Source organism: Candidatus Hepatincolaceae symbiont of Strigamia maritima (assembly GCF_055505085.1).
Map to the genome: position 1 here is coordinate 1 of NZ_DBKDTU010000084.1, position 12,194 is coordinate 12,194.

A 12,194-nucleotide genomic window follows, 5' to 3' on the forward strand; every position below is an offset into this window, starting at 1 on the left:
AAAAAGAAGATTCTAAAAAAAGATATAAAAATTATCTCTATAGAGAATAAAGATTCTTAAGATTTAGTATATTTTAGTAATTTATAATAGTAGTTGCCCATAAAATTTTAACCAAATATGTTAAAATTAAATTAATCAATTTTATTAAAGTTAAAAAACTGTAATTTTGTTATATGTTTTTATTCAAATATATCTCTATAAAAAGGTAAAGTTTAAATTAATATTGTGAAAAGAAGCTATGAACCCTATGTATAAATCCCTTATTATGATATTTATGTTTGTTGTTATAAATAATTCCTCGTATGCTTTTGTGTTATCTAATTCACAATGGCAAATTGATATAAATCCTGAAACTCTTGCGACTGAAGCTAAATTACCTGAGGGTAAGTTAATAACTGTATCTATAGGAAATAACCCCAAAATAATAAGCAAATTAAAGCATAGTGCAAATAGTGCTAGTTGGCAGTTTAATAGTGATATTAACATTGAAGCTAAGCTTAATGATAATATATTAACCTTAAAATTTATAAAAAATACTATAGGTAAAATTGTGTGGCCATATATTCCACAGCAAGCTAAAGCTTTAATTATTCCTATAAAAGAAGGTTATCGCATACCAAGTAATGATAAGTTCTGGACACAAGCCCTAGTAGAAGAATATAGTGGGATGAATACTACTGAAGGTTTATCCTTACCTGTTTTAGGATTAGAATTTGAAAAGAATGTTTTGTCTGTAATTTTTGTAAATCCTTTTAATAATAAGCTAGAATTTAAGGAAGATACTAAGGGTATAGCAATAAAAACAACTCATAGTTTTACAAATCTTGATACTGGCAGACCATATGAAGTAAGAATTATTCTTAATAAAAATGATAAATTAGCACCTGCTAAAGAATATAGAAAAATGTTACAATCCAAAGGAGAATTTGTATCCTTAAAAGATAAACTTTCTGCTGTAAAAAATGGGGAATTCCTTATTGGTGCAACTCACATTTATTTATGGGGGAAAAGAATAATTACCCAGCAAGATGTTAAAGATTGGAAAATTTTACAAAAAGAAATTCCAAAAGATTGGCTTGAGAAAGACAATAAAGATGCTTTAACAGATCCTAATATAACAGCTAATAAATGGTTTCAGCAGGTTTTAATTAATGCAATTGATACAACTCTTATTAAGTTTGCACCTGGATATGAGAGGGATCAAATTAAGAAACGCAAGGAAATTGCAATAAAAATATTTATGAATTCCCTTAATCATCCTGATACCTGGGGAGATAGCAACTCTGCCAAAATGATTACAAGATTGAAGCATTCAGGAGTACAAAAGTTATGGTTAGGATTTCCTCATTGGACGGCAGGGTTTTACAGCCCAGAGGGAATAAAATTAGCAAAAGAGGCAGGATACTTAATCGCTCCTTATGATTCTTATAATACAGCCTTACCAGAAAAAAATAGTAATCATGGTTGGTTATCTGCACAATTAGGTCAGGATGCTTTTGTAAATTGCGGAATTATGTTACAAGACGGAAAACGTAAAAAAGGATTCCAAGGACAAGGAGTTTATACAAACCCAAAATGTGTTCGTAATTTAATGGAAAACAGAATCACTAAAATACAACGTATTAGCCAATATAATAGTTGGTTTCTTGATGTTGATGGTACTGGTATGGTATTTGATGATTATGATCCGTTGAAGCCCACATCTCAATTTGAGGATGCAAAAAATCGTATAAAAGCCATGTCTTGGATTGCAAAAAGTCAGGGAATTATTGTAGGATCTGAGGATGGCGGGGCTATTGTTAATTCAAGTATAGCCTTTGCACATGGTATGCAAACCTCAGGTTTTGGCTGGACAGATCATGATATGAGAAAGAATAGAAAGTCTCAGTACTTTCTGGGTATATGGTATCCTGATTATCAGCCTGCTTTTTTCTTCAAAAGCAGTTCTATAAAACCTAAATATCAGGCTTTGTTTTTTGATCCTAGAAAAAGATTACCGTTATTTCAAGCTGCATTTCATGATAGTTTAATTACCACGCACCATTGGACTATTGATAATCTAAAATTCATAGAAACTCGTATAACTAATGAACTTTTGCAACAACTTTATAATGTCCCTCCGTTACTTAATTTAAGCCTAGATACTTCTCATAAGCGTATACCTTATTTAAAACATCTTGCAGAGTTTTTTCGTCCTCTGCATGCTAGGCTATATGATAAAGCTTTGGTTAATTTTCATTGGCTCACAGAAGATGGTAAGGTTCAAGAAACAGAGTTTTCTGATGGTACCTTAATAATAGCTAATTTTAATGCAAAGAAAATTAATATAAAGGGAAAAACTCTTTCAGGTCATAGCGTAATGGCGATTTTTCCAGATGGACAAATTATGGAGTTTCACTCGAAGGCATTCAATAAAAATTAAGGTAATTATATACTTAGAAGACCCAACATCAACGAATGTCATCTTTTTATAGGCTTATAGCAAAAATATAGCAAACTATATTGTAATCTAGCGATTCGGTATCTTTGAGTACAACGTTGGATACTTAAATATATAATTACCAAATAAACTCTTGACAAGTAAAATGATTCTAGTTGTAAAAATCTATCCCGTTTAAAACTGCCCAAATTCCCATTATAATTGTCCCGCTACACAAAAGATAAAGAAAAAGGTACTTCTAAAAAAGATTAGAAATACCTTGTCCTTACTCACTATCAGTAGTTATCTTTTGATTTTCAATATAATTGAATGGCATACCGTAAGACTTTTTATTTAGTTGTAATTTTTTATTTAGATAAAGTTCTCTAATCTTTGAATCTGTTATAATATCACCTTCAAAAGCATATTTTAGTTTGTTAGTTTTTTCATTAATACTATATTTTACCCATCTATCAACTTTATATATTTCTTTTAATACGCCTTGATATTTTATAATGACATATTCTACAGCTTCTGCCCTTGAAATATTAACACTCCATGCCTTTCTAACAACATTGTATAAAGCAATTGGGCTTAATGTAGGATCATAAACCTTATTAACAGATATTATTAAAACATTATGTTGAAAATCTTTGTCAGTAATAATTGGAGCTGAATATTGAGTTTCTATTTCAGAAGTTAAAGAAACTCCTGTTTCTGAAGTATTATGACCACTTACAACATTAGTTAGTGATGCTAAACTAAATGGGTTAAAGGAAAGCACATCAATTAATGTCGCCTCTAATTCATAAGCATTATTTTTTTCTAATCCATGACGTATAACATATGAAATAACTTGCTTATTTTGATCAATAATATTTTTAATTGTTTCTATTTTGAAAGATATAAAATCTTCATTAGAAAGGTCTTTAAGAACATCATTTTGATGATCAAATACTCTATTACCTTGACCTTTTCCTATGTAGAAAATTTTATTATCAACTGGATTAACTAAAGCATAAACATAATATTTTAATGCTTTAATAGTTGAACTAGAGAATGATTGTAAATTACTCATTATTATATCCTAAAATTGATTATATAAAGTATGTTATACCCCCCCCACTGAAATGTCAGGTTCTTTCTTGTGGTTTAAATATTTAGTAACAATAAAGGAGAATTTGTATGGAGTAGATGAAAAATTAAATTTAAAAATAAGGAAACATTAAAATGATAAGAAATTATTTGAAATTGATTAGTTATATTATATCTCGTAAAATTATTTATATATGGAATCGATTAAGGGGTAGAAAAATGGCTTATAAATTTTGTAAAGATGAAATTACAGAAAGGAATCATATTTTTGAATGCAACAATAATGGATCATTAAGATCCAAAATTTCTATATGTGGTATTGACCATGATGATCATAAATTAACTTCTTTGAATATTGAACCAATATACCAAGATGAAGTAGAATTAGCAAATCGTGCATATGTTTTATTTGCAAAAGGAAAAAAGGTATGTGGTCGTTGTGTTGCTTGTATTTATGGTGAAGAAGATATAGATTAAATAATTTTGGTCTTTTATGTATATAATTATCAATAAAATACTTGTGATTTTTAAGAGTAAATTATTAAAGGCAAATAAAGAAAAAAATAGTAATAAAAAACTAAATACAATTAACCCGTGAGCTAAGATAGTAACAAAAGATAGGGGAGGTAGAGAATAAGTAAAAAAATTCAGTACTATTGTAAAATATAAGGATAAAATAATTAAAAATGTTAATTGGGAGAGTTGAAGATTAAAGTATTTTATACAATGTATAACTTATTGTTTGTGGTAAAATAGTTAAATATTAAAACGAAATAAAATTATATCACCGTCTTGCACCTCATAGTTTTTGCCTTCAATGCGTAATTTAGCTAATTCTTTAGCTTTTTGTTCACTTCCAGCAGTAACAAAATCATTATAGGAAATAACCTCAGCACAAATAAAGCCTCTTTCAAAATCTGAATGGATTATACCTCCTGCCTGAGGAGCTTTAGTATGTTTATGTATAGTCCAGGCTCTGGTTTCTGTGGGACCTGAAGTAAAAAAAGTTTGTAACTTTAATAAATTGTAAGCTGCTTTAACAATTTGATTAAGTCCGGTTTCTTTTAAGCCCAAAGAATTTAAGTATTCTTGTTGTTCTTGTTTGCTCTCTAAGGTAGAAATTTCCTGCTCTATTTGTACACAAATTATTACCATAGTAGCCTGCTCTAGGGCTACTAAATTTGCTACTTCTGCTGTAAAAGTATTACCGATTAAAAGAGAGATTTCATCAGTATTACACACATAAAGTACCGGTTTACTGGTAATTAGTTGTAATAGGTTTACTAATCTTTGTTCAGTAGGGGTAAAGGTTAGTTTTCTTATAGGAAAACCCGCACTTAAAGACTTTATTAAAGAAGGGATAATTTGTAGTAGGGCTTTTGCCTCTTTATCATTACCTTTAGCTTTTTTCTCAAGAGCCGGGAGTCTTTTTTCTAAACTATCTAAGTCTGCAATCATTAATTCTGTATTAACGATTTCTGCATCACGTATAGGGTTCACATCATTTTCTACATGAATAACGTTACTATCTTCAAAACAACGTAGTACATGAATAATAGCATCCACTTCTCTAATATTTGCTAAAAATTGATTGCCTAAACCTTCTCCTTGATGAGCATTTCTTACTAAACCTGCTATATCTACAAATTCTAATTTAGTTGGTAGTACACTTTTAGAGTTATTAAGTTTTGCTAAAGTAAATAATCTCTCATCCAATACTTCTACAATTCCCTTATTGGGTTCAATTGTACAAAAAGGGTAATTTGCAGCCTGAGCAAGCTGAGTGGCAGTTAGAGCATTAAATAAAGTAGATTTACCGACATTAGGTAATCCTACAATCCCACAATTTAAACTCATAGCAGTAATCCTTTTAGTTATTATTAAATATAGTTATCTCTTGATTAAGGTTTTTTGTAAAGTTTGTATAATTTTGTTGGAGCAATAAATGTAAATTTTTTCTAAAGAGCTCTATAATAAAATTAATGCCCGCTAACTCATTTTGAGTAAAATCACTTAATACATGACTATCTACATTGTGTATTCCTCTCCCTATACCTATTTTGATACGAGGAAAATCATTTCCTATTTTATTTTGTAGATCTTTGATACCATTATGTCCGCCGTGCCCACTCTTAATTTTATAACGAATCTCGCTAAATGCTAAATCAATATCATCATAAATAACCAGTACCTGAGAAGGGGGTATTTTATAAAAACTAGTACAAGTTAAAACAGCATTGCCTGATAAATTCATAAAAGTAGTAGGCTTAAATAATAAAACCTTAGTATCACTACCGAAATTTAGTAATTTTTCTGTATATAATGCTTGAAAGCCTTGCTTATAAGTAGGAAAATTATAAGCAGATGCTAGTGCATCTATAATCATAAATCCTATATTATGGCGATTATTCTCATATTTTTTACCAAAATTACCTAATCCGACTATTAAAAGCATGCTACCGTAATTTACTTTCCAATTTAGGTAGGCTCAGACTCTGTAGGTTCTGTTTCTTCATGAGCCACTGTAATAGAGGCAATAGCAAAACCTTTAGGATAGAAAGCTTTAGCCCCCTGTGGCAAGCTTATATCTTCTATTTTAGTTACGTGTCCTAACTTTGCATCCTTAAGGTCTATTTCTATATGTTTAGGAGCTTTTTTAGGATTACAGCGTACTTCTAGAAAATGGGTTGCTATATTTAAATTTCCTCCACTTTGTTTAATACCTGGTGCAATTTCTTGATTATGAAAAACAATGGGGATTTCTATTCTAGTAGTAGTATTCTCTCCTATCCTTAATAAATCAATATGAATTGGGGTATCAGTAACAGGATTTAATTGGACGTGTCTAACTAACACTTCCTCAGATTTAGTTTCTATATTGATTATATAAATATTACTAAAAAGAGTACTTTTTTTAAGCTGAGAAAGTATTTCTTTAGGGTTTAATAATACGGATTGTGGTGCTTGATTGTTACCATAAACACTAGCTGGGATGAATTGTTCTCTTCTAGCTAACCGAGAGGCCCCCTTGCCGACACGAGTTCTTTTTTGTGCTGTAAAAACAAAATGTTCTGACATTGTTATAAACTCCTTTATTTTTATAATTATTTTGCCTCCAAGTGTGCAAAATAAATCACTAACCTTAATAAAATACATTTAACTAAGTAAAAAAGCTACTATTATTTTAAAAATAATGTAGAAATAGATTCTTCGTTATGGATTCTAGAAATACTAGTAGCTAATAATTCTGAGATAGATAGATAAATAATTTTACTACTACTATCTAATTGTTGGTTTGGTTTAATTGAATCCGTACAAACAAAAGTCTTAATAGTACTAGTTTGAATATTTTCAACTGCTTTATTAGAAAATACCCCGTGGGTAGTATAAGCATAAATATCTAAAGCCCCGTGTTCTTTGAGAGCTTTGGCTGCATTGCAAAGGGTACCTGCAGTATCTGCAATATCATCAACTAAAATACAATTTTTATTTTTTACTTCACCAATTACATTTATAACTTCAGAAACTCCTGCCATTGGTCTTCTTTTATCAATAATAGCTAAATCACACCCTAACCATTTTGCCACGGAACGTGCCCGTACAACCCCACCTATATCTGGAGAAACTATAATAGTTTCTATACCTTTAGAGAGAATTCTTTGTTTTATATCCTCTACAAAAATAATATTGGCAAAAATATTATCCACCGGAATATCGAAAAAACCCTGAATTTGTCCGCTATGTAAGTCTAGAGTTAACACTCTATTTGCTCCGCTACTGCTAATTAAATTTGCTACTAATTTTGCAGAAATAGGGGTTCTAGGGGCAGTTTTGCGGTCTTGTCTAGCATAGCCGAAGTAAGGAATTACAGCGGTAATACGTTTGGCTGAACTACGTCTTAAGGCATCAATAGTAATTAAGAGCTCCATTAAATTATTATTAGCTGGATAAGAAGTAGATTGAATTACAAAAACATCTCTACCTCGTACATTATCTTGAATTTCAACGTAAATTTCCTGATCCGGAAATTGTGAAATTATAATATTAGTTAAGTCTTTTTTTAAATGCTTTGCTATTTTTTCTGCAAGTAAAGGATTTGCATTTCCGGAAATTATTTTCATTAAATATATAGTTCCTTTAATAAGTTATGTAAGCATAATAACGGAAGCTTGTCTACCAGTTTGAGCTAACCCTAATTTTACTGAGCGTCTATAGCTAAAAAAGTTATTGTTCTCTACAGTGTCTATATTTAATATATCTATATTACAAATATTTTCAAGAGATAATAAATAAGAGACACAGCTTTTTAAATCAAATAAGTATTGTCCGTCTTTTAGAGTTAAGAAAAATTGCGAATAAAGCCGGTTATGCTCAATGAACTTAGTAAAAAAATCTTTTTTTACCTCATAAGATCTTTGCTCAATTGCCGGACCGATTGCTGCGATAATATTCTGAGAGTTAGCTCCTAGTAGCAACATAGTAGTAATAGTTTTTTTTATGATACCTAATAAGATATTTTTAGAACTACAATGTATTGTAGCAATTACTTTATTTTTAGAATCTGCTAATAAAAGTGGGACACAATCTGCAGTATACACAGCAATTAGTGTATTTGAAAGATTAGTTACTATACTATCTCCTTGAATAGCTCCTTGAGAGATATGAAGATTATCTAAATTAGTAGTAGAAAGTATAGGTATAACTATATTAGAATGAGTTTGTTTAAGAGTAATAAAGTTTTGCATACCAAAGGTATTAGCAACAATTTGTCTATTTAGTAAAACTTGCTCAGAGGGCGAGTTATCAAAGAAGGAAACATTTAAAGAGCTATACTCCCCTTTACTAAGACCGCCTTGATTGTTAAAGAAACCATGTTGAAGATTAGGTAAGTTAGTTAATAAAGTAGATTTATGCAAAATAATACCTCAAGAAAGTAATTTTTACTTAATTATATATCATTATTTATATCATACTGTATCAGTATAGAATGAGCAAGCTATAATATTAAAAGTCAAATGCTACAGTAATAACAATGTTGTGCGTATAACAGTTTTAGTATTTTTATTCACAAGATTTATCTTTTCTTAAAGTATGAGTTATACGGAGAAAGATAAAACTTTAAAAAGAGATCCCATATCTTTAGGATTGATTAATTTATCAGTAGCTTTAATAAAATTAGTTTTTTCAATATTGTTATTAATCTTAGCACTAAGGGTATTTAGCCTATTTGTAAAACCTAGATTTAGTAAAAAATCCCTTTGGGTTGTTAAAAAATCTATTATGATATTTTCTTCAGTAAGGATTTGTTTTAAATCTGCAAAATTTACTAAATAGCTTAAATCTTGATTGCCTATATTGTTTAAAATAAAACTAAGGGCATGTTGTTTCATAGCTTGTAGGGAACTACCCAGTTGGGGTTCCTCATAACCGTAATCTATTATTAGGGCTTTCCCTGTAGATTTTTTTAAAATTTTAATAATTTTTAAGAGATAATCCTTGGCAATATTGCAGGTTTCAAAGATAGTATTATTTTGAGTTGAATCTAACTGTATTGGAATATTAAGATTTAAACAGGGTTTTGAGTTTAACATAAAAGATAATTTCATATTTTTAACTCCTAACATAATTTCATACCAAAGGCTAGAATTAGTATTAGGAAATTGTTTTTTTTGGTATTGTTTTATGGGTAGGGCATCAAAAAATTCATTAGCAATAAACATAGTAGGAGTACTTAACTTTAAACTATCAAGATTTTTATACCAAAAAAGCTTTTTTTGTAAATTTTTTATGGGTAATCGGAATAGAATCTCTTGTTGCAATTTAGTTAAATAAGGGCTTATTTCAACAATATGAAAGGATGTATTCTGAAAAAAAGTAGGAAATTTCTCTACAGTTAAAATAAAATCTTGTAATAGGGTAGCTTTACCTGCTCCTAGCTCTACTATATTAATAGGAGTTTGGTTAGGTAGGGATGTAAAATAATTAATAGTAAAAAGAGCAATTAATTCTCCGAAAATCTGGCTTAATTCAGGAGCTGTGATAAAGTCACCGTTTTTTCCGATGGGAGATTGCTTCATATAATAACCATAAGGGTCATGAGTTAAAGCAATTCTCATAAATTCTTCTAAAGAAATAGGACCGTAGGTCAGGATTTTATTAATTAAATATTGTTCTAACATATTAAGATTTTTTAAAATAATATGCCCTTACTACTAGAGTTATCCCGAGAATAATAACAGGAAATGATAAAACTTGAGCAGTTAAGATAGAGGTATTTAAAAAGAAATATTGGTCTGCTTTGAAGAATTCTATAAAAACCCTAGATATTCCTAAGTATATTAAAGCAATCCCTGTAGTTAAGCCGGGTTTTAAATAAGTTTTTAACTTTTTATAGCAATAAAGGAGAAGGTAAAATAATAATAATCCATCAAGTAATGCCTGATAAATTTGTACCGGATGTCTGGCTATAAATTGCCCCGGAAAGATTACTGCAAATGGGAGAGTGCTAGGTTTTCCCAATAATTCTATATTAATAAAATTGGCAATCCTTCCTAAAAATAAACCAATGGGAATAGAAGTAATTAGAGCATCTAGAATATTTAAAAAAGCAGTGTTATATTTCTTTGTAACATAATATAACCCTAATAAGGTTCCGATAGCTCCACCGTGAAAAGACATGCCTCCCTCCCATAAATAAAATATCTTGAGGGGATTTGCTAAATAATAAGAAAAGTGATAAAAGAAAACTTCACCTAAACGTGCCCCTATGATTAATCCTAAGAGAATATAAAAGAAAGCGTCATCGGGAAATTTAGTTTTTTTTAATTTGTCAAAAAAAATATTATAACTACTAATGTAATAATAAACATATAAATACGCTAAAATACTACCGAAGATATAAGCTAAAGAATACCAATAAATTGAGAGAGGTCCTATTTTTACTAGAACATTATCTAAGGTAGTAATGGTAATTATTAGCATTTTATTCTCCTTATAAAGTTAGTATAGCCAAATACTGGTTGTTGAGAATGTTCATATATATGTATTATACATGAAAAGTTTTATAAAAATAATGTTAATCTTAATATTATCATTAGAAGATAAGAGATTAACCAAAGGATGGTTAAATATAAATTAGTATGCTTTATATTTTGTTTAATGGTTAAACTTATGCTGTATTATGATTGATATAATTATAGATTATTAATAATTATATCTAATGCTTATAATTCTTCTGCTTTAACAGATATGATTAATCAGCAGAAGTTCGTTATAAATAATATGTATAGTAATAATGTGTTACAGTGTTTAGATTTTTCAGTAAAATAAAGAGATCTAGAGATTTTATGTTTGCAACTCTTTGTATATTAGCTTGGAGTTTAATACCGGTTGATTCTCAGTTAATAGCTACGGATTTATCTCCTTTAGGATTAAAGTAGTATTTATAATAAAAAAGTTAATTTAAGGAGTTTGATTTAGCAGGAAGATATCTAGATTTATTGAGGAAGTTCTATTTTTACTCGTAACCCACCCAAAGGAGATTTGTCTAAAATAATAGTTCCTCCTAATTTAGCAATCAAATCTTTTACTATAGCAAGTCCTAATCCCACACTACCATGATCTAGGGTTCTGGCTTTATTTAATTTTACAAAAGGTTTAAAAACTTCTGAGTATTTTTCTTTAGGAATTCCAATACCATTATCATCAAAATACAAGAGAACCCCCGTATTAGCAGTCTTATTAAGATGTTCTACTCTAATGATTAGTTTTTTAGCATAATGTGTACTATTATTAATAAGATTAATAAATATTCTTTTTAAATCTTGCTCATTAGCAATAATAGAGCTATTTTGATTCTGTAATTTTAGCGAAATACTAAATCTAGCAGTGCTATAGTTTTTGCTAAGTTCTTTTAATATATAATTAAGATTGATGGGATGTTGTGTGAGTACTTTACTAGAAGAATCTTTGCTAAAAGTAAGATAACTATTAATCATTACCGTCATATTAGTTATCTCTTCTAATAGTTCTTGGTTGTTAGGATTAGGGTAGTTGATTTCTAAAATTAACTTCATTCTAGTTAATGAGGTTTTTAAATCATGTGAAATACTAGATAACATTAAAGTTCTTTGTTCTAAATAATTAGTAATTTGATACTTCATTTCATTAAAAGACCTGGTTGCCTCACGAAGTTCCGTAGAACCCCGAGGATGTAAATAACCTAAATCTTGTCCTTTTCCAAAGAATTTTGCATGTTTGGCTAATAATTTTAAGGGTTTAATTTGATGTCTAAATAAGATGAAGATTAGTAATAATAATACTAAATAGAAACCAGAAATCCAACTAACGACTAATTGTAGTGAGGAGATGAATAATAAGTCTTGATCTATGATAAATTCTAAATACTTATTTTTGTCTAGCTCTATAAAAATATGCACTAAAGTAGGAGAGTTATCTTTTGAGAGATAGATTTTATAAGGCATAATTCTTTGAAGGGTTTTATATAATTCTTCGGTATTAGGGTTTGTAATTTTTTTATGATTAAGTACCAAGCTTTTTTTAATAATAGCAGGAAGTAGGAGGTTATTGTTAGAAGCATATAAAATAGTTTGTTTCTCAGCAGGAGTTTTAGCTTGTTGCATTAAAAATACTATAAGAGAAATATTATTTATAGTATTAT

The 12,194-nt window shown here is 29.2% G+C and carries 11 protein-coding genes; 2 read left to right on the forward strand and 9 right to left on the reverse strand.

Features of this window, described 5'->3' with window-relative positions; genetic code table 11:
* Positions 1-274 precede the first annotated feature (274 nt).
* Positions 275-2,422, forward strand: a complete 2,148-nt coding sequence (locus tag ACQCX0_RS02035; RefSeq protein ID WP_462562492.1) for a glycoside hydrolase — start codon at positions 275-277, stop codon at positions 2,420-2,422.
* A gap of 283 nt (positions 2,423-2,705) precedes the next feature.
* Here the strand turns inward: ACQCX0_RS02035 and ACQCX0_RS02040 are convergent, their stop codons facing one another.
* Positions 2,706-3,497 carry an LEM-3-like GIY-YIG domain-containing protein gene (locus ACQCX0_RS02040; RefSeq protein WP_462562493.1) on the reverse strand — a complete coding sequence of 264 codons (792 nt, stop codon included), beginning with the start codon at positions 3,495-3,497 and terminating at the stop codon, positions 2,706-2,708.
* A gap of 236 nt (positions 3,498-3,733) precedes the next feature.
* Here ACQCX0_RS02040 and ACQCX0_RS02045 point away from each other — a divergent pair, with 236 nt between their 5' ends.
* A complete protein-coding gene (locus ACQCX0_RS02045; RefSeq protein ID WP_462562494.1) occupies positions 3,734-3,991 on the forward strand; it encodes a hypothetical protein in 258 nt (85 codons plus the stop codon).
* A 279-nt stretch (positions 3,992-4,270) separates the two neighbouring features.
* Here ACQCX0_RS02045 and ychF read toward each other — a convergent pair whose 3' ends face one another.
* The 8 genes from ychF to ACQCX0_RS02085 all read right to left on the reverse strand — a co-directional run.
* Positions 4,271-5,371, reverse strand: coding sequence for a redox-regulated ATPase YchF (gene ychF, locus ACQCX0_RS02050; protein ID WP_462562495.1), 1,101 nt, complete (start codon positions 5,369-5,371; stop codon positions 4,271-4,273).
* A 13-nt stretch (positions 5,372-5,384) separates the two neighbouring features.
* A complete protein-coding gene (gene pth / locus ACQCX0_RS02055) occupies positions 5,385-5,969 on the reverse strand; it encodes an aminoacyl-tRNA hydrolase (RefSeq protein ID WP_462562496.1) in 585 nt (194 codons plus the stop codon).
* A gap of 23 nt (positions 5,970-5,992) precedes the next feature.
* Positions 5,993-6,592, reverse strand: a complete 600-nt coding sequence (locus tag ACQCX0_RS02060) for a 50S ribosomal protein L25/general stress protein Ctc (protein WP_462562497.1) — start codon at positions 6,590-6,592, stop codon at positions 5,993-5,995.
* A gap of 101 nt (positions 6,593-6,693) precedes the next feature.
* Positions 6,694-7,635: a ribose-phosphate pyrophosphokinase gene (locus ACQCX0_RS02065; RefSeq protein ID WP_462562498.1), complete on the reverse strand. Its 942-nt coding sequence runs from the start codon at positions 7,633-7,635 to the stop codon at positions 6,694-6,696.
* A gap of 24 nt (positions 7,636-7,659) precedes the next feature.
* The gene (gene pgeF / locus ACQCX0_RS02070; protein WP_462562499.1) at positions 7,660-8,430 is read right to left on the reverse strand and encodes a peptidoglycan editing factor PgeF; all 771 of its coding nucleotides are present in this window, start codon (positions 8,428-8,430) and stop codon (positions 7,660-7,662) included.
* A 180-nt stretch (positions 8,431-8,610) separates the two neighbouring features.
* Positions 8,611-9,693 (reverse strand): SAM-dependent methyltransferase, encoded by a 1,083-nt coding sequence (locus ACQCX0_RS02075; RefSeq protein WP_462562501.1) that lies wholly within the window; start codon positions 9,691-9,693, stop codon positions 8,611-8,613.
* 1 nt (position 9,694) lies between these two features.
* Positions 9,695-10,495, reverse strand: a complete 801-nt coding sequence (lgt, locus tag ACQCX0_RS02080; protein ID WP_462562502.1) for a prolipoprotein diacylglyceryl transferase — start codon at positions 10,493-10,495, stop codon at positions 9,695-9,697.
* 515 nt (positions 10,496-11,010) lie between these two features.
* Positions 11,011-12,194, reverse strand: a 1,184-nt coding sequence (locus ACQCX0_RS02085; protein ID WP_462562503.1) for an ATP-binding protein, incomplete at its 5' end; no start/stop codon positions are given.

Excerpts from the sequence above, each read along its gene's own strand:
- ACQCX0_RS02035 (WP_462562492.1), top strand. The coding sequence starts at position 275 with ATGTTTGTTGTTATAAATAATTCCTCGTATGCTTTTGTGTTATCTAAT.
- ACQCX0_RS02040 (WP_462562493.1), bottom strand. The coding sequence starts at position 3,497 with ATGAGTAATTTACAATCATTCTCTAGTTCAACTATTAAAGCATTAAAA.
- ACQCX0_RS02045 (WP_462562494.1), top strand. The coding sequence starts at position 3,734 with ATGGCTTATAAATTTTGTAAAGATGAAATTACAGAAAGGAATCATATT.
- ychF (WP_462562495.1), bottom strand. The coding sequence starts at position 5,371 with ATGAGTTTAAATTGTGGGATTGTAGGATTACCTAATGTCGGTAAATCT.
- pth (WP_462562496.1), bottom strand. The coding sequence starts at position 5,969 with ATGCTTTTAATAGTCGGATTAGGTAATTTTGGTAAAAAATATGAGAAT.
- ACQCX0_RS02060 (WP_462562497.1), bottom strand. The coding sequence starts at position 6,592 with ATGTCAGAACATTTTGTTTTTACAGCACAAAAAAGAACTCGTGTCGGC.
- ACQCX0_RS02065 (WP_462562498.1), bottom strand. The coding sequence starts at position 7,635 with ATGAAAATAATTTCCGGAAATGCAAATCCTTTACTTGCAGAAAAAATA.
- ACQCX0_RS02075 (WP_462562501.1), bottom strand. The coding sequence starts at position 9,693 with ATGTTAGAACAATATTTAATTAATAAAATCCTGACCTACGGTCCTATT.
- lgt (WP_462562502.1), bottom strand. The coding sequence starts at position 10,495 with ATGCTAATAATTACCATTACTACCTTAGATAATGTTCTAGTAAAAATA.